The 23,992-nt window shown below is 59.6% G+C and carries 20 protein-coding genes and 1 pseudogene; 7 read left to right on the forward strand and 14 right to left on the reverse strand.

What is annotated here, in order from left to right:
• Positions 1-43: 43 nt before the first annotated feature.
• Together ACA073_RS25210 and ACA073_RS25215 are read right to left on the reverse strand one after the other, a co-directional pair.
• The gene (locus ACA073_RS25210; RefSeq protein WP_497400328.1) at positions 44-1,402 is read right to left on the reverse strand and encodes a glutamine synthetase family protein; all 1,359 of its coding nucleotides are present in this window, start codon (positions 1,400-1,402) and stop codon (positions 44-46) included.
• A gap of 79 nt (positions 1,403-1,481) precedes the next feature.
• Positions 1,482-1,826, reverse strand: a pseudogene (locus ACA073_RS25215) (gamma-glutamyl-gamma-aminobutyrate hydrolase family protein); the annotation flags it as partial.
• A gap of 278 nt (positions 1,827-2,104) precedes the next feature.
• Between ACA073_RS25215 and ACA073_RS25220 the strand changes: the two are divergent.
• Together ACA073_RS25220 and ACA073_RS25225 are read left to right on the forward strand one after the other, a co-directional pair.
• Complete coding sequence (locus ACA073_RS25220; RefSeq protein ID WP_214379630.1) at positions 2,105-3,481, forward strand: glutamine synthetase family protein; 1,377 nt, start codon at positions 2,105-2,107, stop codon at positions 3,479-3,481.
• 226 nt (positions 3,482-3,707) lie between these two features.
• Positions 3,708-4,346, forward strand: coding sequence for a TetR/AcrR family transcriptional regulator (locus tag ACA073_RS25225; RefSeq protein WP_497400330.1), 639 nt, complete (start codon positions 3,708-3,710; stop codon positions 4,344-4,346).
• 187 nt (positions 4,347-4,533) lie between these two features.
• Here the strand turns inward: ACA073_RS25225 and ACA073_RS25230 are convergent, their stop codons facing one another.
• From ACA073_RS25230 to ACA073_RS25265, 8 genes are all read right to left on the reverse strand, one after another.
• Positions 4,534-4,749, reverse strand: a complete 216-nt coding sequence (locus ACA073_RS25230; RefSeq protein WP_003229256.1) for a TOBE domain-containing protein — start codon at positions 4,747-4,749, stop codon at positions 4,534-4,536.
• 33 nt (positions 4,750-4,782) lie between these two features.
• Positions 4,783-5,589, reverse strand: coding sequence for an aliphatic sulfonates ABC transporter ATP-binding protein (gene ssuB / locus ACA073_RS25235; protein WP_497400331.1), 807 nt, complete (start codon positions 5,587-5,589; stop codon positions 4,783-4,785).
• Positions 5,586-6,368, reverse strand: a complete 783-nt coding sequence (ssuC, locus tag ACA073_RS25240) for an aliphatic sulfonate ABC transporter permease SsuC (protein WP_497400333.1) — start codon at positions 6,366-6,368, stop codon at positions 5,586-5,588. The genes ssuB and ssuC overlap by 4 nt, the downstream gene beginning before the upstream one ends.
• An 8-nt stretch (positions 6,369-6,376) precedes the next feature.
• On the reverse strand, positions 6,377-7,525 hold the full coding sequence (gene ssuD / locus ACA073_RS25245) for an FMNH2-dependent alkanesulfonate monooxygenase (RefSeq protein ID WP_497400335.1): 1,149 nt from the start codon (positions 7,523-7,525) through the stop codon (positions 6,377-6,379).
• Between the two features lie 25 nt (positions 7,526-7,550).
• Positions 7,551-8,516: a sulfonate ABC transporter substrate-binding protein gene (locus ACA073_RS25250; protein WP_497400337.1), complete on the reverse strand. Its 966-nt coding sequence runs from the start codon at positions 8,514-8,516 to the stop codon at positions 7,551-7,553.
• Positions 8,517-8,630: 114 nt separating this feature from the next.
• Positions 8,631-9,224, reverse strand: coding sequence for an NADPH-dependent FMN reductase (ssuE, locus tag ACA073_RS25255; RefSeq protein WP_084320340.1), 594 nt, complete (start codon positions 9,222-9,224; stop codon positions 8,631-8,633).
• A 338-nt stretch (positions 9,225-9,562) separates the two neighbouring features.
• Positions 9,563-10,201 carry a peroxiredoxin gene (locus tag ACA073_RS25260; protein ID WP_497400339.1) on the reverse strand — a complete coding sequence of 213 codons (639 nt, stop codon included), beginning with the start codon at positions 10,199-10,201 and terminating at the stop codon, positions 9,563-9,565.
• Positions 10,202-10,494: 293 nt separating this feature from the next.
• Positions 10,495-11,859 carry an OprD family porin gene (locus tag ACA073_RS25265; RefSeq protein WP_497400341.1) on the reverse strand — a complete coding sequence of 455 codons (1,365 nt, stop codon included), beginning with the start codon at positions 11,857-11,859 and terminating at the stop codon, positions 10,495-10,497.
• Between the two features lie 366 nt (positions 11,860-12,225).
• Here ACA073_RS25265 and tauA point away from each other — a divergent pair, with 366 nt between their 5' ends.
• Complete coding sequence (tauA, locus tag ACA073_RS25270; protein WP_497404222.1) at positions 12,226-13,215, forward strand: taurine ABC transporter substrate-binding protein; 990 nt, start codon at positions 12,226-12,228, stop codon at positions 13,213-13,215.
• A 115-nt stretch (positions 13,216-13,330) separates the two neighbouring features.
• On the opposite strand, the gene argA is transcribed toward tauA, so the two are convergent.
• Both argA and argE read right to left on the reverse strand, forming a co-directional pair.
• Entirely contained in the window at positions 13,331-14,629 is a 1,299-nt protein-coding gene (argA, locus tag ACA073_RS25275) for an amino-acid N-acetyltransferase (RefSeq protein ID WP_497400343.1), read from the reverse strand.
• A gap of 283 nt (positions 14,630-14,912) precedes the next feature.
• Positions 14,913-16,067, reverse strand: a complete 1,155-nt coding sequence (gene argE, locus ACA073_RS25280) for an acetylornithine deacetylase (protein ID WP_497400345.1) — start codon at positions 16,065-16,067, stop codon at positions 14,913-14,915.
• Positions 16,068-16,223: 156 nt separating this feature from the next.
• Between argE and ACA073_RS25285 the strand changes: the two genes are divergently transcribed.
• A complete protein-coding gene (locus ACA073_RS25285; protein WP_497400347.1) occupies positions 16,224-17,591 on the forward strand; it encodes a CYTH domain-containing protein in 1,368 nt (455 codons plus the stop codon).
• Positions 17,592-17,720: 129 nt separating this feature from the next.
• Here the strand turns inward: ACA073_RS25285 and ACA073_RS25290 are convergent, their stop codons facing one another.
• Positions 17,721-18,185, reverse strand: coding sequence for an Lrp/AsnC family transcriptional regulator (locus tag ACA073_RS25290; protein ID WP_027926471.1), 465 nt, complete (start codon positions 18,183-18,185; stop codon positions 17,721-17,723).
• Positions 18,186-18,311: 126 nt separating this feature from the next.
• Here ACA073_RS25290 and ACA073_RS25295 point away from each other — a divergent pair, with 126 nt between their 5' ends.
• From ACA073_RS25295 to ACA073_RS25305, 3 genes are all read left to right on the forward strand, one after another.
• Complete coding sequence (locus ACA073_RS25295) at positions 18,312-18,650, forward strand: ACT-like domain-containing protein (protein ID WP_497400349.1); 339 nt, start codon at positions 18,312-18,314, stop codon at positions 18,648-18,650.
• Positions 18,651-18,740: 90 nt separating this feature from the next.
• Positions 18,741-20,525 (forward strand): type IV pilus assembly ATPase TfpB, encoded by a 1,785-nt coding sequence (tfpB, locus tag ACA073_RS25300; RefSeq protein WP_497400351.1) that lies wholly within the window; start codon positions 18,741-18,743, stop codon positions 20,523-20,525.
• A 72-nt stretch (positions 20,526-20,597) separates the two neighbouring features.
• Positions 20,598-20,915, forward strand: coding sequence for a DUF2388 domain-containing protein (locus tag ACA073_RS25305; protein ID WP_497400353.1), 318 nt, complete (start codon positions 20,598-20,600; stop codon positions 20,913-20,915).
• 171 nt (positions 20,916-21,086) lie between these two features.
• On the opposite strand, the gene gcvP is transcribed toward ACA073_RS25305, so the two are convergent.
• Positions 21,087-23,960, reverse strand: a complete 2,874-nt coding sequence (gene gcvP, locus ACA073_RS25310; RefSeq protein WP_497400355.1) for an aminomethyl-transferring glycine dehydrogenase — start codon at positions 23,958-23,960, stop codon at positions 21,087-21,089.
• Between the last annotated feature and the right edge of the window lie 32 nt (positions 23,961-23,992).

A 23,992-nucleotide genomic window follows, 5' to 3' on the forward strand; every position in this document is an offset into this window, starting at 1 on the left:
GATTTCGGTGAGAGCGCCGCCAGCATCGGCGGCGCCCGGCGCATCAGACGGCGAAGAGCAGGAATTCCCGCTCCCACGAACTGATCACGCGCTTGAAGTTTTCATGCTCGGCCCGCTTGACCGCGACGTAGCCAGTGATGAATTTCTTGCCCAGGTATTTCTCGATGGTCGCGCTGTTTTCCATGCGTTCCAGCGCGTCTTCGATGGTCAGTGGCAGGCGCAGGTTGCGGCGTTCATAGCCACGCCCTACCACCGGCGCACTCGGGTCCAGGCCTTCGACCATGCCGATGTAACCGCAGAGCAGGCTCGCGGCAATCGCCAGGTACGGGTTGGCGTCGGCGCCCGGCAGGCGGTTTTCCACCCGACGGTTTTGTGGCCCGGCATCCGGAACCCGCAGGCCCACGGTGCGGTTCTCTTCGCCCCACTCCACGTTCACCGGCGCCGAGGTGTCCGGCAGGAAGCGGCGGAACGAGTTCACATTGGGCGCGAACAGCGGCAACAACTCGGGGATCAGTTTCTGCAAGCCACCGATGTGGTACAGGAACAACTGGCTCATGGTCCCGTCTTCATTGGAGAAGACGTTCTTGCCGGTTTCGATGTCGATGATGCTCTGGTGCAAGTGCATCGCACTGCCCGGCTCGCCGGTCATGGGCTTGGCCATGAACGTGGCCGCCACGTCATGCTTGAGCGCGGCTTCGCGCATGGTGCGTTTGAACACCAGGATCTGGTCGGCCAGGGACAGGGCATCGCCGTGACGGAAATTGATTTCCATCTGCGCCGTGCCGTCCTCGTGGATCAACGTGTCGAGGTCCAGCTCCTGCAGTTCGCACCAGTCGTAGACGTCTTCGAACAGCGGATCGAATTCGTTTGCCGCCTCGATCGAGAACGACTGACGACCGATTTCCGGGCGACCGGAGCGGCCGATCGGCGGTTGCAGCGGGTAATCCGGGTCGTCACTGCGCTTGGTCAGGTAGAACTCCATTTCCGGCGCCACGATCGGTTGCCAGCCCCTGTCGGCATAGAGTTTCAGGACCTTTTTGAGCACGTTGCGCGGCGACAGCTCGATCGGGTTACCTTGTTTGTCATAGGCGTCGTGGATCACCTGAGCGGTCGGTTCGACGGACCAGGGCACCAGGAACACCGCGTTCTGGTCGGGGCGGCAGATCATGTCGATGTCCGCCGGGTCGAGCAGTTCGTAATAGATGTCGTCTTCGACATAGTCGCCGGTCACGGTCTGCAACAGAACGCTCTCGGGCAGGCGCATGCCTTTTTCAGCAATGAACTTGTTGGTCGGCGAAATCTTGCCCCGGGTGATCCCGGTCAAGTCGGCGATCATGCATTCGACTTCTGTGATCTTGTGGTCTTTCAACCAATCGGTGAGCTGGTCGAGGTTGTTACTCATAAATGCCTCTTAGGCTGAGTTTCCTGACTCTATATAAGCCAGGCGTTGTTTGACGCATGGGCGTCGCTTGGTACAGATTGCCACTGCAAACGCCGGGCACAACCATGCCCGCCTTGCCAGTGGCGCGGATCAACGAAAGAAGGGTGGCATCGCGTGCAGAATCATGAGCGAGGCCCGACGCATTGACCGGGCCGCCGAGGTAAAACGGTTCTATATTGGTAGGAGGACCGGTAAAGAGAATGTCGTCCGGACCGTCCAGAATATCGGACGGGGCCAGCCCATGTGCCGGGGAAGAAAGAGTCGACGGCACGCCTTTGGCAACCGGGGCCATGGCGTGGACGTAATTGTCGCCACTGATGTGATAAGCATGCAGACCGATCTGCCTTGAGCAGTCGGTGACGCCGATTAACGGCAGGCGAGACATGAAGCACCCCGGTATTATTGCTGTTATGGGTTTGATTTGAGCTTAGCCTTGTTCATTTTTTTACACAACACCCCCGTAAAAAATACAACACGGCCCGCTCAAGTGTGCGGGCGGCAAGTCTCTCAAGGATAAAAAAGTGCCCAAAAGTGCCCCATAAATGCCCTTGCGGCGCTTTTTCAGGGCATATAAGGCCTCGCTTGACTTCGGCAGGCCGTTCGGGTTGACTGAAACCCGAAGAGATCAATGATTGATATTTTTAACAACAAAGGTGTTGCATCATGTCGGTACCCCCGCGTGCCGTTCAGCTTAACGAAGCGAACGCGTTCCTTAAGGAACATCCTGAGGTTCTGTACGTTGACCTTCTGATTGCGGATATGAATGGTGTGGTGCGCGGCAAGCGCATTGAACGCACCAGTCTCCACAAGGTTTACGAGAAAGGCATCAACCTGCCGGCCTCCCTATTTGCTCTGGATATCAACGGCTCGACGGTGGAAAGCACCGGCCTGGGCCTGGACATCGGCGATGCTGACCGAATCTGCTATCCAATCCCCGATACCCTGTGCAATGAGCCCTGGCAGAAGCGCCCGACCGCGCAACTGTTGATGACCATGCACGAGCTGGAAGGCCAGCCGTTCTTTGCCGACCCGCGAGAAGTGCTGGCCAATGTGGTGCGCAAGTTCGACGACATGGGCCTGACCATCTGCGCCGCGTTCGAACTGGAGTTCTACCTGATTGACCAGGAGAACGTGAACGGTCGTCCGCAACCGCCACGCTCGCCAGTGTCCGGCAAACGCCCGCACTCGACACAGGTTTACCTGATCGACGACCTCGACGAATACGTCGACTGCCTCCAGGACATTCTGGAAGGTGCGAAAGAGCAAGGCATCCCGGCCGACGCGATCGTCAAGGAAAGTGCCCCGGCGCAGTTCGAAGTGAACCTGCACCACGTGGCCGACCCGATCAAGGCCTGCGACTACGCGGTCCTGCTCAAGCGCCTGATCAAGAACATCGCCTACGACCATGAGATGGACACCACCTTCATGGCCAAGCCTTATCCGGGCCAGGCAGGCAACGGTTTGCACGTACACATTTCGATTCTGGATAAAGACGGCAAAAACATTTTTGCCAGCGAGGATCCCGAGCAGAACGCCGCGCTGCGTCACGCGATCGGCGGTGTGCTCGAGACCCTACCCGCGCAGATGGCTTTCCTCTGCCCGAACGTCAACTCCTACCGTCGTTTCGGCGCACAGTTCTACGTGCCGAACTCGCCGTGCTGGGGTCTGGACAACCGTACCGTAGCGATCCGCGTACCGACCGGCTCTTCGGATGCCGTGCGCATCGAGCATCGCGTCGCCGGCGCCGATGCCAACCCGTATCTGTTGATGGCTTCGGTTCTGGCGGGCGTGCACCACGGCCTGACCAACAAGATCGAGCCGGGCGCCCCCGTGGAAGGCAACTCCTACGAGCAGAACGAGCAAAGCTTGCCGAACAACCTGCGCGATGCATTGCGTGAGCTGGACGACAGCGAAGTCATGGCCAAGTACATCGATCCGAAATACATCGATATCTTCGTGGCCTGCAAGGAAAGTGAGCTGGAGGAGTTTGAACACTCCATCTCCGACCTTGAGTACAACTGGTATCTGCATACCGTTTAATCGGTGGCAGTAAAAAAGAACGCCGTCGGCTGATAAGGCCAACGGCGTTTTTTATGGGTTTCATTCAGTTGGACCGAGGCGCCTGCTTCGCGAGCAAGCCCGCTCCCACATTGGATTTGTGTCACTCCACCGATCAAATGTGGGAGCGGGCTTGCTCGCGAAGGCGGCCGAGAAGACAACACACGACCCTGCTCGTACAATGCCCCCTGCCCCGCAGGAGACTTCAATGACCCGACTCGCCACCCCACGCAAACCCCGCGCCCGCAGCCAGGCCCGGATCGATTCGATACTCGATGCCGCCCGCACGCTGCTGGCTGCCGAAGGTGTGGCCAGTCTGTCGATTTACAGCGTCGCCGAACGCGCGGAGATTCCGCCCTCCTCCGTCTACCATTTTTTTGCCAGCGTCCCGGCCCTGCTCGAAGCCTTGACCGCCGACGTCCACGCCGCTTTCCGCGCCTGCCTGCAAGCGCCCATCGACCACGACGCGCTCAGCGGCTGGCGCGACCTGTCGCGGCTGGTGGAACAACGGATGCTCGACATCTACGACGAAGACGCCGCCGCCCGCCAATTGATCCTCGCCCAACACGGATTGACCGAAGTCACCCAGGCTGACCGTCAGCACGACATTGAACTGGGCGACCTGATGCACAAGCTGTTCGATCATCATTTCGAATTGCCGAAGCTGCCGGGGGATGTCGATGTGTTTGCCCTGGCCATGGAGCTGGGCGATCGGGTGTATGCGCGCTCGGTGCAACAGCATGGGCAGATTACGCCGCGCATGGCTGAGGAAGGGATGCGGGTGTTTGATGCGTATCTGGGGCTGTATTTGCCGCCGTATCTGCACAAGCGTGCTACTCCTGCCTGATTCTTATTGGCTGCACTGGCCTCTTCGCGAGCAAGCCCGCTCCCACATTGGAACGCGTACTCCTGTGGGAGCGGCGGTGCGACGATTCGACTTGCTCGCGAAGGCCACACCGCCGGACTCACTGACTCACGCGCACAAAAAACCCCGAAGGGCTCAAACCCTTCGGGGTTGTGTACAGCGCACGCCCTCACAACTTCGCGATCGACACCTCGGTGGATTTCACAAACGCGATCACTTCGCTGCCGACCACCAGTTCCAGCTCTTTCACCGAGCGAGTGGTGATCACCGAAGTGACGATGCCGGATGCGGTCTGAACGTCGATTTCCGACAGCACGTCACCCAGGACGATTTCCTTGATCGAGCCTTTGAACTGGTTACGAACGTTGATGGCTTTGATTGTCATGATGTTGATTCCTGTCGTGGGATGAAGCTTGAGTTAATGAGCCCAGCGCAATTGCGTAGGCAATGGTGAAACAGGTTCCGGTTCCGGTGGTTCGCCGGGCAGTGCGAGGACGCGATTGAGGACTTCGGTTTCCAGCGCCGCCAGCCGATGGGAGCCACGAACCCGAGGGCGCGGCAGCTCAACCTGCAGGTCGAGGCCGACTTCACCTTCTTCGATCAGGATCACCCGATCGGCAATCGCCACCGCTTCGCTGACATCGTGGGTCACCAGCAACACAGTGAAGCCGTGCTTTTGCCAGAGCCGTTCGATCAACTGCTGCATTTCAATTCGGGTCAGGGCATCCAGTGCACCCAGCGGTTCGTCGAGCAACAGCAAGCGCGGTTGATGGATCAGCGCGCGGGCCAGGGCCACGCGTTGCTTTTGTCCACCGGACAACGCCGCCGGCCATTCATTGGCGCGGTCCGCCAGGCCGACCGCCTCCAGCGCTTCCAATGCTTGCGGACGCCAATTGCCCTTGAGCCCGAGGCCGACGTTGTCGATGACCTTTTTCCATGGCAGCAAACGCGCTTCCTGAAACATCAATCGAGTGTCTTCCCGCGCATCGCTCAGCGGCGCGGAACCTGCGAGCAATTCACCGCCCGTGGGTTTATCGAGACCGGCGAGCAACCGCAGCAAGGTACTTTTGCCGCAACCGCTGCGCCCCACCACGGCGACGAACTGACCGGCCGGAATGCGCAGATCGATCTCGCGCAGCACCCGCCGCGTCCCGAAGGTTTTTTGCAGATTGCGCACCACCAGCGGAATTCCGCGCAGCAGGCGTGGCAGTTGTTGAGCCGTCATGCCGCACCTCCTTTGGCAACCTGATACGCCGGATGCCAGCGCAGCCACACACGTTCAAGTCCACGGGCCGCGAGGTCGGCGAGTTTGCCGAGCACCGCGTACATCAGGATCGCCAGCACCACCACGTCGGTCTGCAAAAACTCCCGGGCATTCATCGCCAGGTAGCCGATGCCGGAGCTCGCGGAGATGGTTTCGGCGACGATCAAGGTCAACCACATGAAGCCCAGTGCGAAGCGCACGCCGACCAGAATCGAAGGCAGCGCACCCGGCAGAATCACCTGACGGAACAGGCTGAAACCGGACAGGCCATAACTGCGCGCCATCTCCACCAGCGCCGGGTCGACATTGCGGATGCCGTGATAGGTGTTGAGGTAGATCGGGAACAACGTGCCCAGCGCCACCAGAAAAATCTTCGCCGACTCGTCGATGCCGAACCACAGGATCACCAGCGGGATCAGCGCCAGGTGCGGCACGTTGCGGATCATTTGCACCGAACTGTCGAGCAGGCGTTCACCCCATTTCGACAGGCCGGTGATGAAACCCAGTGCCAGACCGATACCGCCACCGATGGTGAAGCCCAGCGCTGCGCGCCAGCCGCTGATCGCCAGATGCGTCCAGATTTCACCGCTGCGCACCAGGCTCACGCCGGCTTCGATCACCGCGATGGGTGCCGGCAGAATCCGGGTCGACAACCAGCCTGCCGACACCGACAACTGCCACACCGCCAGCAGCAAAATCGGCAACGCCCAAGGCGCGAAGTTGTGGATGATTTTTTTCATGGCGCGCCTCAGCTCTGGGACGCGGCTTTGGGAAGAATGTCGTTGGCGACCATCTCGCCGAACGGGCTGACGTAGTTGGCACCCTTGGGCAGTTCCGGCCGCTCGATGTCGAGGTGCGGGAACAGCAACTCGGCGACGCGATAGGATTCTTCCAGGTGTGGATAACCGGAGAAGATGAAGGTGTCGATGCCCAGGTCCGCGTATTCCTTCACGCGAGCGGCCACGGTCGGACCATCGCCGACCAGTGCGGTGCCGGCACCGCCACGCACCAGACCGACACCGGCCCAGAGATTGGGGCTGACTTCCAGGTTGTCACGACTGCCGCCGTGCAACGCGGCCATGCGTTGTTGGCCGACCGAATCGAAGCGCGCCAGGGATGCCTGAGCGCGGGCAATGGTCTCGTCGTCCAGGTGTGAGATCAGCCGATCCGCCGCTTGCCAGGCTTCGGCGTTGGTTTCACGAACGATCACATGCAGGCGAATACCGAAGCGCACCGTGCGTCCGAGCTTCGCGGCTTTGGCTCGGACCTGTTCGATTTTTTCAGCGACAGCGGCCGGTGGCTCGCCCCAGGTCAGGACCATTTCCACTTGCTCTGCCGCGAGATCTTGCGCTGCTTCCGAAGAGCCGCCGAAGTACAGCGGCGGACGCGGTTGCTGGATCGGCGGATAGAGCAGTTTGGCGCCCTTCACGCTGATGTGCTGACCATCGTAATCAACGGTTTCACCTTCCAGCACGCGACGCCAGATACGGGTAAATTCCACCGAGGCCTGATAGCGTTCTGCATGGCTGAGGAACAGACCGTCACCGGCCAATTCTTCCGGATCACCGCCAGTCACCAGGTTGAACAACGCACGACCGCCGGACAGACGATCCAGCGTCGCCGCCTGACGCGCCGCCACCGTCGGGGAAATGATCCCGGGGCGCAACGCGACAAGGAACTTCAAACGCTGGGTCACCGGGATCAGCGACGCCGCCACCAGCCACGAGTCTTCGCATGAACGGCCCGTAGGAATCAGCACCCCGCCGAAACCCAGACGATCCGCCGCTTGCGCGACTTGTTGCAGGTAACCGTGGTCGACGGCACGAGCGCCTTCGGCGGTGCCAAGGTAATGGCCGTCGCCGTGGGTAGGCAGGAACCAGAAGATATTGAGGCTCATGGAGTGGTCTCCTTGGGGAATCGAATTACTGCGCTTTGGCAACGGCTGCCGGTGGCGTCCAGATCACGTCTTTGATGCTCAGCTGTTTCGGAATCAGCTTGAGCTGGTAGAAGGCGTCGGCGATTTTCTGTTGCGCGGCGACCACTTCAGGGGTCAGGAGCAACGCACCGTAACCCTGGCGTTTCACCGAGGTCAGGGTGATGTCCGCCGGCAGGCCAAGCAGTGGCGAGACCTGTTGGGTCACGTCTTCAGGATTGGCTTTGGACCACTTGCCGACGGCACGCACTTCTTCCACCAGGGCCTTGATCACCTCAGGATTTTTCTGTGCGTAAGGCTTGGTCGCCAGGTAGAACTGATGGTTGTCGACGATGCCCTGGCCATCGCGCAGGGTGTGCGCTTGCAGCTGTTTCTCGGCAGCGGCCAGGTACGGGTCCCAGATCACCCAGGCGTCGACGCTGCCACGTTCGAACGCGGCGCGGGCATCGGCGGGCGGCAGGAAAACAGTCTGGATGTCGGTGTATTGGAGACCGGCGTCTTCAAGGGCGCGGACCAGCAGGTAGTGAACGTTGGAGCCTTTGTTCAGGACGACTTTCTTGCCCTTGAGGTCCTTCACCGACTTGATCGGCGAGTCCTTCGGCACCAGGATCGCTTCGCTGTGCGGCGCTGGCGGTTCGTAGGCGACGTAGAGCAGATCGGCACCCGCTGCTTGAGCGAATACCGGAGGCGTTTCGCCGGTGACACCGAAGTCGATGGAGCCGACGTTCAGGCCTTCAAGCAGTTGCGGACCGCCGGGGAATTCCGTCCATTGCACGTCCACGCCTTGGGCGGCGAGGCGTTTTTCCAGGGTGCCTTTGGCTTTTAGCAACACCAGAGTGCCGTACTTCTGATAACCGATCCGAAGAGTCTCGGCTTGAGCTTGAGTAATGGCGCCGAAGGACACAGCCGCAGCAAACAGAGCGACCAGACCACGACGCAAAATGACAGTGCGCATAGCGCTCTCCTTTTTGCAGTTGGGTTTTGGCTGCACCTGCTTGACCGTTGACGGCTGAGTAAGGTGAGTACTTCAGAATTCAGGTGTGGCTTAAGTGCTGGCTTAAATGCTGGCTTAAATGCTCCAGCGAGCACTCAACAAACGTTCGTTCAACAGGTTCGGATCGAGCGGCTTCGGCCGTCGGGCCATGGCACTGAAAAACAACTCCAGCGATTCGTTCAGTCGTTCTTCCAACTCTGGCGCCAGCTGCGCCTGGGCGCTGCCTTCGCCGTAAGCGATCTGGCTGTCGACAGCGAAAATCCCGTGGAGCATTTCCTGGGCTTTCAACGCCGACAACACTGGCTTGAGCGCGTAATCCACCGCCAGCATGTGTGCAATGCTGCCGCCGGTGGCCATCGGCAAAACCACTTTGTGGGCCAGGGCGCGTTCGGGCAGCAAATCCAGCACCGTCTTCAGCGCGCCGGAGAACGACGCTTTGTACACCGGGGTGGCGATCAGCAGGCCGTCGGCGTTTTCAATCTGTTGCAGCAGGTCGATCACCTTCGGGCTGTCGAAACGTGCATGCAGCAAGTCTTCGGCCGGGAAGTCCCGAACCTGGTAACTCACCACTTCCACACCTTGCTCCTGCAACCAGCGTTGAGAGCGCTCCAGCAGCACCCCGGAACGGGAGCGTTGGCTGGGACTGCCACCGAGTGAGACGACCAGCATTCAGGCGATTCCTTGAACGGTGTTGGCGATTCGCCGTGTGCGATCTCGCTTCGATGGAGAGACCTTAACAGGTGATTTATATATCCATAAATCATATTTATTCATTTGGTTATGCATTTAGGAGATATGCAAAAACCTTTCTTCCGGGCAAAAAAAAGGCCGTAAAAACGGCCTGAAATCCCCTGTTTTGTGGATGCTGTTGAATCTGAATCTTGTGGTGCCTGATAGGCCGTCTTCGCGAGCAAGCCCGCTCCCACAAGGTCCGTGGCGCTCACAAAACCTGTGGGAGCGGGCTTGCTCGCGAAGGCGGCATCAGCCACACCGCAATTGTTGGTGGTTTATTTGTTGGGCTGTGGCGTCAAACGCAGGTACGGCTTCACCGCGCGATAGCCCTTGGGAAAGCGTTTCTTGATTTCGTCTGGATCTTGCAGCGACGGCACGATCACCACTTCTTCACCGTCCTGCCAATTGGCCGGAGTAGCCACCTTGTAGTTGTCGGTGAGTTGCAGCGAGTCGATCACCCGCAGGATTTCATGGAAGTTACGGCCGGTGCTCGCCGGGTAAGTAATGGTCAGCCGAACCTTTTTGTTCGGGTCGATCACGAACAGCGAACGCACCGTCAGGGTGTCGTTGGCGTTGGGGTGGATCAGGTCGTACAGGTCCGAGACCTTGCGATCAGCGTCGGCCAGGATCGGGAAGTTGACGATCGTGTTCTGGGTTTCGTTGATGTCTTCGATCCACTTGTGGTGCGAGTCCACCGGGTCCACCGACAGCGCGATGGCCTTGACCCCGCGCTGGGCGAATTCATCCTTGAGCTTGGCGGTGAAGCCCAGCTCGGTGGTGCACACCGGGGTGAAGTCTGCGGGGTGGGAGAACAGCACGCCCCAACTATCGCCCAGCCATTCATGGAAACGGATGGTGCCGACGCTGGAATCCTGCTCGAAATCGGGGGCGATGTCGCCGAGTCTGATGCTCATGGTGGGCTCCTGATGAGTGTGTTGGAGACCTCAACTGTAGCTCGTGTTTGGGATTTATTAAAAAGAATAAATACCTAGATTATTAGATCTAAAATGAATATTAAAGATCTGTTCACTGGACCTGCAAAGCCAGTGCGACGACTATCGCCTCCAAGGTTCGAGAAGGCCTTGAGTTGCTGCAAAAGAGGGAATTTCAGGGCGTGATTACGGGGGTGACCCCGCCCTGAAAACGCAAAAGCCCCGCCCGGCGTGATGCCGGGCGGGGCTTTTTTTCAGCGGTTACGCGAGCGCTATTACAACAGCGGGATCGAGTAGCTGACGATCAGGCGGTTTTCGTCCTGGTCGCGTTGACTTGGGACGTCGTTGCGCCACATGGCGTTTTTCCACATGACGCCCAGGTTTTTCAGTGGGCCGGACTGGACTACGTACGCCAGAGTCAGGTCGCGTTCCCACTCGGAACGGCCGGAGCCGGCCACTGCGGTGCTGCTGCTGCTAATGGTGTCGATGTTGTCACCACGCAGGTAAACGATGCCGGCAGTAGCGCCTGGCAAGCCAACCTTGGCGAAATCATACGAGTAGCGAGCTTGCCAGGTACGTTCGCCGGCGCGAGCGAACTTGGAAATCTGCGAGTCGGTAATGATGTAAGCCGACGCGCCGTCACCCTGGTTCAGGTAAGGGAAGTCGCTGCTGCCGTTGCTGACCTGATAACCGCCACCGAAGGTGTGACCGGCAACGGAGTACAGGAACAGGCCGCTGTACAAGTTGTTGTCGACCTTGCCTTTACCCGCTTTGAAGCCCTGATAGTTACCGTTGCTGTAATAGGCCGGGGTGTTGCCATTCAGGCCGTCATCGGAGCTGTTGAAGTAACGCAAGTCAGACTTCAACACACCAGGACCGATTGCCCAGTTGTGGACCAGACCCAGGAAGTGTTGCTTGTAGAAGTCTTCCAGGTTGCCGTAGTAGTACTGGGCAGTCAGGTCTTTGGTGAGTTTGTAGTCACCACCGCCGTAGATGAACTTATTGCTGTCGCGGAAGGACGCGCCACGGGAGTTCGCACCGGCGATGCTCAGCTCTTCATTGTTGCTGGAGTTACGACCTTTGGCGTGCTCGATCTGACCACCAACCAGTGTCAGGTCTTTGATCTCGTTCGTAGTGATCTGGCCACCCTGGAAGGTTTGTGGCAGCAGACGACCGTCGTTGGTCACGATCACCGGCAGTTTTGGCTGCAGGGTGCCCAGCTTCAGCTCGGTCTGGGAGATCTTGGCTTTGGCAGTCAGGCCCAGGCTGGAGAAGTTATCCACCGCTTCGCCGTTGGATTTGCTTGGAAAAACAGTACCGCCGTAAGAGCTCGAAGTGGCGCCGTTAGTACCGCCGCCCGAATCCAGTTTGATACCCAGCAGGCCGATCGCATCGATACCGAAACCAACGGTGCCTTGGGTGTAGCCGGAGGTAAAGCGCAGGTCGAAGCCCTGGCCCCACTCTTCGTTTTTGCTCTGCACGTTAGCAGCAGTGGCAGCAGCGTGGTCACGGTTATCGTTGTTGATGTAGAAGTTACGCAGCCCCAATGTAGCCTTGCTGTCTTCGATGAAACCGGCGGCGCCTGCCTGCTGCGCCAAAACCCCTACGGCCATAGCCAGGGCCAAGGTGGACTTATTCATTGTTACGCTCCTCTCATTTCTAATTCTTGTGTTCCAGGCCCTGGGTCGTATGCCCAGGATCCTAAGACGCGCGATTAGCGCCGGCCCGTGACTGACAGTCAATCGTAACCATGTGTGTCTACGACCAAGGTCTAACCGCACCGATTTGGTCCCAGCTAGGGTAATGACTTCTTCATAAAGCCAAAAAGAATTATTTCATTCTTTTTCATACCATTCGGGAATAAGGCTAAGCGCTCTGCATCCGAACCGGGACACTGGGTATCGGCACATAAGCTAATTACTAAATGGTATTTGTTAGCCTTTTTTTAGATCGATTAGCTTTGACGTGTTCTAGAAACGTCAATTTCCCATCGAAAAGGCGACGCCATCATGGCCAAACGCGCACTATCTAGTCAAATTGTTACAGTTTGTGTGTCACTCGCATTTTCTTTTTCCGCCCACGCCGCGAACCTCACCGTCGGTTATCAAACCGGTATCGACCCCAGCAAAGTCCCGCAAGCGGATGGCCTCTACGAGAAGACCATCGGCCAGAAAATCGACTGGCGTCGGTTCAATAGCGGCCCGGAAGTGGTGACCGCCATTGCCTCCGGCGACGTGCAGATCGGCAACCTCGGATCAAGCCCGCTGGCCGCGGCCGCCTCGCGCAATTTGCCGATTGTCGCGTTCATCGTTTCCGCCCAGATCAACGCTGCCGAAGCCTTGGTGGTGCGCAACGGCAGCGGCATCGATAAACCGGAAGATCTGATCGGCAAGACCATCGCCACGCCGTTCGTTTCAACCTCTCACTACAGCTTGCTCGGCGCCTTGAAGCACTGGGGCCTGGACGCTTCGAAAGTCAAAGTGGTGAACCTGCAACCGGCGGAGATCGCCGCTGCGTGGAAGCGCGGCGACATTGATGGGGCGTTCGTCTGGTCACCGGCTCTGGGGGAAATTCGCAAGACCGGCAAGACATTGACCGACGCCGCAGAGGTCGGCCAATGGGGCGCACCGACTTTCGAAGTGTGGGTCGCGCGCAAGGATTATGCGGAGAAGCATCCAGAGGTCGTGGCCAAATTCGCCAAGGTCACCCTGGACTCCTTTGCCGATTACGCCGCGCATAAAGACAGCTGGACCGCTGACTCGGTACCGGTGCAGAAAATCGCCAAACTGACCGGTGCCAATGCCGCCGATGTGCCGGAGCTGCTGGCCGGTTCGGCCTTCCCGGACGCCAAGGCACAACAGACCACCGCGCTGCTGGACGGCGGCACGGCGAAGGCAATTGGTGAGACGGCGAAATTTTTGAAGGAGCAAGGCAAGGTAGAGACGGTACTGCCGGATTATTCGCCGTATGTCAGCGCGAAGTTCGTACAGGAATAAACGCAAACCACTGTGGCGAGGGGATTTATCCCCGTTGGGCTGCGAAGCGGCCCCAGAAGATGGGACTGCTGCGCAGTCCAACGGGGATAAATCCCCTCGCCACGTCAGCCCTCACTTACAGGGTTTTTTCGAAGATCTTCGAGTTGCGCTGGTAGTTGTACAGCGACGCCCGCGCCGACGGCAGGCGCTCAACGCTGCTTGGCACAAACCCGCGCTCACGGAACCAGTGGGCAGTCCGCGTGGTGAGGACGAACAAGGTTTTCAACCCCTGAGCCCGAGCGCGGGTTTCAATCCGCTCTAACAACTCATCCCCACGACCGCCATGCCGGTACTCCGGGTTCACCGCCAGACACGCCAACTCCCCCGCATCCGAATCGGCAATCTGATACAGCGCCGCGCACGCGATGATCATGCCTTCGCGCTCGACCACGCTGAACTGCTCGATCTCGCGCTCCAGCACTTCGCGCGAACGTCGCACCAGAATCCCCTGTTCTTCCAGCGGGCTGATCAGATCCAGCAGACCGCCAACGTCTTCAATCGCGGCTTCACGCACGACCTCGAACTGCTCCTGCGCCACCAGCGTACCGCCACCGTCACGGGTGAACAGTTCGGTCAGCAGTGCGCCGTCTTCGGCGTAACTGACGATATGACTGCGCGCCACGCCGCCACGGCAAGCTTCAGCCGCGGCGTCCAACAGTTCAGCCTGATAGTTACTGCCCAGACGCTGCAAATGTGCCGGCACTTGTTGCGGGCGCAGTTCACGAACCAGACGCCCGTTTTCATCGATCAAACCCGGGTCGGCACCGAACAGCAACAGTTTATCGGCCCCCAGATCAATGGCCGCGCGGGTCGCCACGTCTTCACACGCGAGGTTGAAAATCTCACCCGTCGGCGAGTAGCCCAACGGCGACAGCAACACGATGGAGCGCTCGTCCAGCAGACGATTGATGCCTTTGCGGTCAACCCGGCGCACTTCGCCCGTGTGGTGATAGTCGACGCCTTCGAGCACGCCGATCGGCCGTGCGGTCACCAGATTGCCGCTGGCCACCCGCAGGCGCGAGCCTTGCATCGGCGACGAAGCCATGTCCATGGACAGACGCGCTTCGATGGCAATGCGCAACTGGCCGACCGCATCGATCACACATTCGAGGGTCGCCGCATCGGTGATGCGCATCCCGTGATGGTAATGCGGGGTCAGGCCACGCGCGGCGAGGCGGGTTTCGATCTGCGGACGGGAACCGTGAACCAGCACCAGTCGCACGCCGAGGCTGTGCAACAGCACCAGGTCGTGGACGATATTGCCGAAGTTCGGATGCTCCACACCGTCGCCGGGCAACATGACGACGAAGGTGCAATCGCGGTGGGCGTTGATGTAAGGCGAAGCGTGACGAAGCCAATTAACGTATTCGGGCATGAACCTGGGCCTGTAATAAATAGCAGCCAAAAAATGGGCGAAACAGAAAATGCACAGCGGGCTGATGGTTATCGTCGGAACAGGCTTGGCGACACGCGCGCTCTCCTCATGAATACGGGTTGGGGCATTGGCAATTTAACCGACATGTCTGTCATAGCACAGACCCTGTGGGAGCGGGCTTGCTCGCGAAGGTGGGGTGTCAGTCGCACCTGACGTGTCTAACACACCGCTTTCGCGAGCAAGCCCGCTCCTACATGGATTGCGCTCGACAGATGATTGGCACCTAACCTTGAGCCGGTGTCAGGCAGTAATGTTCAATCAGTTGCCGTAATAGATGCACGGTAGGCTGCAAACGTGACATTTCGAGGAATTCCCCCGGTTGATGCGCGCAAGCAATGTCACCCGGGCCGAGCACCAGTGTTTCGCAGCCAAGACGCTGAAGATAAGGCGCTTCGGTGCCGAACGCCACTGCTTCGGCGCGATGACCGGTGAGCTTTTCGGCAATGCGGACCAACTCGGCGTCTTCGGCCTGCTCGAAGGGCGGCACTTCGGGGAACAGCGGCGCGTAATCAATCTTTACCTGATGGCGTTCGGCAATCGGGTTGAGCTTCTTCAGAATCTCCGCGCGCAACACTTTGGGGTCCATGCCCGGCAACGGACGCAGGTCGAACTCCAGCGAGCACTGCCCGCAAATCCGGTTGGGGTTATCGCCGCCATGGATGCAGCCGAAGTTCATGGTCGGCGTCGGCACGCCGAACTGCGGATTACGGTATTCGCGCTGCCACAGCAGACGCAAACCACGCAATTCGCCGATGGCATCGTGCATGGCTTCGAGGGCGCTATGGCCGAGGCGCGGGTCCGAAGAATGGCCGCTCTGACCGAGGATGTCGATGCGCTCCATCATGATGCCTTTGTGCATGCGGATCGGCTTGAGCCCGGTCGGCTCGCCAATCACCGCCGCCCGGCCCAACGGGCGTCCGGCTTCGGCCAAGGCACGCGCGCCGGACATCGAGCTTTCCTCATCGCACGTGGCGAGAATCAACAGCGGCTGCTTGAACGGCTGGTCGAGCAAAGGAATGACGGCTTCGATGGCCAGGGCAAAAAAGCCTTTCATGTCGCAACTGCCCAAACCCACCCAGCGGCCATCGACTTCGGTCAGTTTCAGCGGATCGGTCTGCCACAACGCGCCATCGAACGGAACGGTATCGCTATGCCCCGCCAGTACCAGGCCGCCGGGGCCTGAACCAAAACTGGCCAGCAGGTTGAATTTACCCGGGCTGACCTGCTGGATATCGCAGGCAAAACCCAGGTCGCCGAGCCACGTCGCCAGCAAATCGATCACTGGACGGTTGGATTGATCGAGGCTGGCCTGGGTACAACTGACCGACGGTGCGGCAATCAGCGCAGCGAATTGATCTTTCATGGACGGCAAAGGCATCGCTGACTCCAACTCGCGAATTGAAGTCCATCATAGAGCCATCCGGTGACAGGAATAAACCGTCGCGGACCCTATCCCGGACCAGTGCTGTACACTGCACGACCTTGGCAGCCACACATTCCCCCGGCTGCGCTCCCGATCCTGGATTTTCCGGCCATGCAGAAAGAAACCGAAATCAAACTCCGCGTCAGCCGCGAAACCCTCGCCGCACTGCGCGAGCACCCGCTACTGAAAAAACGCAACAAAAATGGCTGGGAACGCCGTGAACTGATGAACCAGTACTTCGACACGCCTGAGCGCGACCTGGCCCGCGCCAAGGTGGCCCTGCGCCTGCGCCGCGATGGCGAAGAAGTGATTCAGACGCTCAAGACCCGTGGCCAGAGTGTCGCCGGTTTGTCCGAGCGTAACGAATACGACTGGAACTTGCCCAAATCCAAGCTCGACGTGAAGAAGCTCGACGGCGAATGCTGGCCTGAAGAGTTGGCCGAGCTGGACAAGAAAACCCTGAAGCCGATCTTCACCACCGATTTCGTTCGCGAACGCGCTGAAATCGCCTGGGGCCGTGGCAAGACCAAAGTGGTTATCGAAGCCGCGCTGGACCTGGGACACGTGATAGTCGGCAAGCAAAAAGAAGAAATCTGCGAGCTCGAACTGGAATTGCGTGAAGGCGAACCGGCCGCGCTGCTGGAACTGGCCGCCGAACTGGCCGCGACCCTGGCCCTGATGCCGTGTGACATCAGCAAGGCCGAGCGCGGTTATCGCTTGTACGACGCCAACAGCTATTCGTTGAGCCTGCCGGCGCCGCAGATCACCGCCGAAACGCCGCTGGACGACGCGTTCGCCGCCCTGAGCTGGCACTTGTTGGGCAGCAGCCAGCGTCTGGCCGAGCAGTATCGCTTCAATGGCCACTGGCGCCTGTTGCAGGACTGGGTCGAAAACCTCGCCGAATTACGCGCGCTGCTGAGCAGCCTGGGCCAAGCTGCCCCGCGTCAGTCGACACACGATCTGCGCCTCGCGCTGGATGCGTTGCTCGAAGACTGGCGCCCACTGGTGCAAGCCGGTCTGGACGACGAAGACGTGCGCAAAGCCGCGCCGGAGCAGTTCCTCGAAGAACTCGAAGACCCGCGCTGGGGCCTGTTCTCGCTGAGCACTTCGCGCTGGTTGCTGGCCCGCACCTGGGCGGCCGATCGTAACGTCCGCGGCAATCGCCAGGGCGCTGCGCAACTGGGTAGCTGGTTACCGCGCTTGCTGGGTGAAGAAGCCACGTCGTTGCAATTGCAGCGTTACCAGCAACAGCCGGAAGATCTGGCCGAGCAACTGCCGCGCATCGAGCGTATCCAGGCCTGGTTGCACCATGCCCGCCACGTGCTGGACATCCCAGAAATGGATCGCCTGTACGGTGAGCTGAAACTACTGGCGCAACTGGCTAACGAGCCGATTACTGATGAATCGCTGGATGCGCGCAAGCAGCAGGCGATTGCGGTTTATCAGAATCGTGCCTGGAAGATGCTGCTGCGCATGTAATACCGCCTTCGCGAGCAAGTCGAATCGTCGCACCGCCGCTCCCACAGTGACCGAGTTGTCTGAACGGACGCGGTCTAATGTGGGAGCGGGCTTGCTCGCGAAGAGGCCAGCACATTCACCGCAATACCTTCAGACCGGCAAGCTCGTCGTCGACTTGATCTCCGACAACGCCACAATCGAGTTCACCTCCTGAATCCCCGGCACCATCGACAGCTTCTCAAAGAAAAACCGCTCATACGCCTCGATGTCCGCCGTCACAATCCGCAGCAAAAAATCCACCGACCCCATCAGCACATAACACTCCAGCACTTCGGGAAAGCCGCGAATCGCCTCGGTGAACTCAGTGAAGTTGGAGCGCCCATGGGCGTTGAGTTTGATTTCGGCAAAAATCTGCGTGTTAAGCCCGATCTTCTTTCGATCCAGCAGCGTCACCTGCCCACGAATGATCCCCTCCTCCTTCATCCTCTGAATCCGTCGCCAGCACGGCGACTGCGAGAGCCCGACCTGCTCGGCGATCTGCGCGCTGGAAAGCGAAGCGTCCTCTTGCAGCAACGCGAGAATCTTGCGGTCGTAGCCATCCAGTTCGCTCTGCATTAAAAAACCTATAACTGATGCCTTATTGAATTACACGATTCGATAAATCGCCAATAAGCTCAATCATAGATAAGAAATGCCCGGCATCGAATGTAAAAATTCCTCCAGTGATTTTGGAGACCGATCATGCCGAACCTCGAAGCCGTGAACACCCCGCCCACTCGCGCCGATGTCTGGAACGTCAGCAATGCCCACTGTCGCGCTCACTATCAACTGGTGGCCGAGGCCGAGCCGGATCTGCTCTGCCGTGCGCTCAACCTGTTCGCACTGCAGTGCCTGACGCCGCAACAGGTCCACGTGCAGCGCATGGACGATTTGCTGTCGATCGACATCGTCATCGACGGGCTGAGCTGGCACCGTGCGCAAGTGATCGCGGAAAAATTACGTAACCTGATCAGCGTCTGTTCGGTTGAGCTGCAAGCGGCTGATTCTGTCTGGATTGAAGCGGCTCAGGCGGCAGGTTGAAAAAATTCGATACGGCTTCGTCGGGTAGTGGCCCAACGGTCGACCGGTCCGCGACTATCCTTTGCGAACTGTTGTTCACGAGGAGCCCGCATGTCCGTTCAACTTGCCATTCAGGACCGCTGGCTGGATCTCAATGATTTGCTGCGCGAACTGGTCGCCCAGGGTTTTATCAGCCAGGACTCGGCCGAGAACGCGCTCAACGCCCGCCGCCGTAACGCTGCCAATGGCCAGACGCACCCGCTGGAGTTCATCGCCAGCCAGCAGCTGGACGACCTCAGTCGTTCCGGCAAACACCTTGACCTGGAAAGCCTGACCCTGTGGTTGTCGCAGCAGGCCGGCCAGCCCTACTTACGCATCGACCCACTGAAGATCAACGTCGCAGCCATTACCCCGCTGATGTCCTACGCCTTCGCCCAGCGCCACAAGATTCTCGCGGTGTCCATTGATCGCGACGCCGTGACCGTGGCCAGCGCCCAGCCTTACGTCAAAGGCTGGGAAGCCGACCTGACCCACGTTCTGAAACTGCCGATCAGGCGTGTGGTGGCCAACCCGGTGGACATCCAGCGTTTCAGCGTGGAGTTTTTCCGCCTGGCCAAATCGGTCAGTGGCGCGACTAACAACGATCATCAGACCAGCACCCTGGGCAACTTCGAACAACTGCTCAACCTCGGCGCCAGCGATCAGGAGCCGGACGCCAACGACGCGCACATCGTCAACATCGTCGACTGGTTGTTCCAGTACGCCTTCCAGCAGCGCGCCAGTGATATCCACATCGAACCCCGGCGCGAGCAAGGCACGGTGCGCTTTCGCATCGACGGTGTGTTGCACAACGTCTATCAATTCCCGCCGCAGGTGAGCATGGCAATCGTCAGTCGCCTGAAGAGTCTGGGGCGGATGAACGTCGCGGAAAAACGCAAACCCCAGGACGGCCGGGTGAAAACCAAGACGCCCGACGGTGGCGAAGTCGAGTTGCGGCTGTCGACGTTACCGACGGCGTTTGGCGAAAAAATGGTCATGCGGATCTTCGACCCGGAAGTGCTGCTCAAGAACTTCGATCAGTTGGGCTTCTCCGCCGAAGACCTGCGCCGCTGGCAGGACATGACGAGCCAGCCCAACGGCATCATTCTGGTGACCGGTCCGACCGGTTCGGGCAAGACCACCACGCTCTACACCACGCTGAAAAAACTGGCGACGCCGGAGGTCAACCTCTGCACCATCGAAGACCCGATCGAAATGGTCGAGCCGGCCTTCAACCAGATGCAGGTCCAGCACAACATCGACCTGACCTTTGCCGCTGGCGTGCGCGCACTGATGCGCCAAGACCCGGACATCATCATGATCGGCGAGATCCGCGATCTCGAAACCGCTGAAATGGCGATCCAGGCCGCGCTCACCGGCCACCTGGTGCTATCGACGTTGCACACCAACGATGCACCCAGCGCCATCAGCCGTCTGCTGGAACTCGGTGTGCCGCATTACCTGATCAAAGCCACGGTGCTCGGCGTCATGGCGCAGCGACTGGTCCGTACGTTGTGCCCGCACTGCAAGGCACCACTGACACTGAGTGAAGAAGACTGGCAAACCCTGACCAAACCCTGGCAAGCGCCGCTGCCGGGCAATGCCCAGCGCGCCATCGGTTGTCTGGAATGCCGCGACACCGGCTATCGCGGCCGCGCCGGGGTTTACGAAATCATGCAACTGACCGACGGCCTCAAAGCGCTGATCAACCCTGACACCGATCTGCTGTCGATCCGGCGCCAGGCGTTCAAGGAAGGCATGCGCAGTCTGCGATTGTCGGGCGCACAGAAAGTCGCTGCGGGTTTGACGACGATTGAGGAGGTGTTGCGGGTGACGCCGCAGAGTGAGCAGAAGTAGCTGCGACCGTGAGGGAACTCGACAGGGCCATTGGCAATCCAACCCCGAAGATAACCCAGTGGAGTCACCTCTATGCGTCTCAAACTTGCTGTCGCTACCATCGCCCTGTTGTCCCTTCCAGTTGGTTCGGTGATGGCCGACAGCTTTTGGCGTAACGTCATTTCGTCCGGTGCAACCACCGGCTCGACCTACCTGACGTTCAAGGATCACAAGCTGATCATTGCCGCGCAGGACGATGCCGGCAGTTTTGTTGCCAGTGACGGCGGCATTCGCGGCCCGTATCTGGAAGCCGCGATGCAGAAAGTCCGCGCCGACAACCCTGGCCTGCAGGCCACGGACATGGAACTGGCGAATGCGATCCTGGCGAAGAATGCCATCGCATCGGAATAAGCTTTACGGCTGAACAAAAATGCCGCTCACAGGAGCGGCATTTTTTATGCTCGACAAAAACCCCTGTGGGAGCGGGCTTGCTCGCGAAAGCGGTGTGCCAGTCGACATCATTTTCGAATGTCAAACCGCTTTCGCGAGCAAGCCCGCTCCCACATTTGGTCGGCGTTGCCTTCAGCGGTAATCGTCCACCGGGACACAGGCGCAGAACAGATTCCGGTCGCCGTAGACGTTATCCACCCGATTCACCACCGGCCAGTACTTATGAGCCTTGGTATGCGCATCCGGCGTCACCGCTTGCTCGATGCTGTACGGCCGCTCCCAAACCCCGGTGATGTCGGCCAGCGTGTGCGGCGAGCGTTTCAGCGGGTTGTCTTCCGCCGGCCAGTTGCCGTTCTGCACCTCGGTGATTTCTGCGCGAATGCTCAGCATCGCCCCGATAAAGCGGTCCAGTTCCGCCTTCGATTCACTTTCCGTCGGCTCGACCATCAAAGTCCCCGGCACCGGAAACGACATGGTCGGCGCATGGAAGCCGTAATCCATCAGGCGCTTGGCCACGTCCTCTTCGCTGATGCCGGTCAGTGCCTTGAGTGGCCGCAGATCGAGAATGCATTCGTGAGCCACTCGCTTGTTGCGCCCGGTGTAGAGCACCGGGAATGCACCGGACAAATGCTGCGCCAGGTAGTTCGCAGCGAGGATCGCCACCTCGCTGGCGTCTGCCAGTTGCGGGCCCATCATGGCGATGTACATCCAACTGATCGGCAGAATGCTCGCGCTGCCCCAAGGCGCCGCGCTGACCGCACCGTTCTGCGGAAGCGGGCCTTCAATGGCCACCACCGGATGATTGGCCACAAATGGCGCCAGATGCGCGCGCACGCCAATCGGCCCCATGCCCGGCCCGCCGCCACCGTGAGGAATGCAAAAAGTCTTGTGCAGGTTCATGTGGGAGACGTCGGCACCAATGTCCGCCGGCCGCGCCAACCCGACTTGCGCATTGAGGTTGGCGCCATCCATGTACACCTGGCCGCCATGGCTGTGGATAACTTCACAGATTTCGGTGATGCCTTCCTCATACACGCCGTGAGTCGATGGATACGTCGCCATCAGACAGGCGAGTTTGTCGCCGGCCTCGGCAGCCTTGCCTTTTAAGTCCTCCAGATCGACGTTGCCCGCTTCGTCACATTCGACGATCACCACCCGCATTCCGGCCATCTGCGCTGAAGCGGGGTTGGTGCCGTGGGCCGAGGACGGGATCAGGCAGATATCCCGCGCGCCCTGATGACGACTCTCGTGGTATTTGCGGATCGCCAGCAACCCGGCGTATTCGCCTTGGGCGCCGGAGTTGGGCTGCATGCAGATCGCATCGAAACCGGTGATCGCGCAGAGCCAGCGCTCCAGCTCTTCGATCATCAATGCATAGCCGACCGCCTGCTCTTTCGGCACGAACGGATGCAGGTTGGCGAACTGCGGCCAGGTGATGGGGATCATCTCGCTGGTGGCATTAAGCTTCATGGTGCAGGAGCCCAGCGGGATCATGGACTGGTTGAGGGCCAGGTCCTTGTTCTCGAGTTGCTTGAGGTAACGCAGCATCTCGGTTTCGCTGTGATGCGTGCTGAATACCGGGTGACGCAAATAAGGTGAGGTACGCAGCAGCCCGCCGGGAATGCCGGAAGGCAGGGTTTCTGCGTCCAGTTCGTCTACGTTGAGCCCATGATCGGCACCGAGGAATACATCGAACAGCTTGGCAACGGTGGATTCGTCGGAGGTTTCGTCGAGGCTCAGGCCCAACTGCCCGCGCCCGAGAATGCGCAAATTGATTTGCGCAGCCTGGGCGCTTTCGATGATCGCCGTTTGAGTGCCGCCAACCTCCAGCGTCAGGGTGTCGAAAAAGTGACTGTTGAGACGGGTGATGCCGTGGCGTTCCAGGCCCGCAGCGAGGATGCAGGTCAGTCGATGAACGCGCTGGGCAATTCGTTTCAGCCCTTCCGGACCGTGGTAGACCGCATAGAAACTGGCGATATTGGCCAACAGCACTTGAGCCGTGCAGATGTTCGAATTGGCCTTCTCCCGGCGAATGTGTTGCTCGCGGGTTTGCAGCGCCATACGCAAAGCGGTGTTGCCGCGAGCATCTTTGGAGACGCCGATGATCCGCCCGGGAATCGCCCGTTTGTACTCATCACGGCTGGCAAAAAACGCGGCATGCGGGCCGCCATAACCCATGGGCACGCCGAATCGCTGGGATGAGCCGAACACCACATCGGCCCCCAACTCTCCCGGCGGCGTCAGCAACAGCAGGCTCAGCAGATCGGTCGCGACGCAGGCCAGGGCTTGCTGCGCATGCAGGTGATCAATAAGCGGACGCAGATCGCGGATCTCGCCGTGGGTGTCGGGATATTGCAGCAGCGCGCCGAACACCTGGTGCTGTTTCAAGTTATCCACAGTGTCGATGATTAAATCGAAGCCGAAACCTTCGGCTCGGGTCTGCACCACGGAAATCGTCTGCGGATGACAATCCTCATCCACAAAAAACAGATTGCTTCTGGACTTGGCGACGCGCTTGGCCAGGGCCATGGCTTCCGCCGCTGCCGTAGCTTCATCCAGAAGCGAGGCGTTGGCCAGTTCCAGCCCGGTCAGGTCGATGGTCAATTGCTGGAAATTCAGCAAGGCTTCGAGTCGGCCTTGGGCAATTTCTGGTTGATACGGCGTGTAAGCGGTGTACCAACCGGGATTTTCCAGCACGTTGCGCAGGATAACGGCCGGCGTGATCGTGCCGTGGTAACCCATGCCGATCAGGCTGGTCCAGACCTGGTTCTGCTCGGCGTAACCGCGCAGTTTGGCCAGCGCGGCTTCTTCGTCGAGGGCGGGCGGCAAGTCGAGCGCCCGGTTCAGGCGAATCCCCGGCGGCACCGTCTGCTCGATCAACTCAACGCGGCTACCGACGCCGAGGCTGTCGAGCATCGCCTGCTGCTCGGCGGCATCGGGCCCGAGGTGGCGGCGAAGGAAGGCATTGGGATCGCGTAACTGGCTCAAGGACGGCAACTGGGACATGACGGGCTCTCTCTTGACTGGCGCTCAACGTC

The organism is Pseudomonas sp. LBUM1670 (assembly GCF_059695695.1).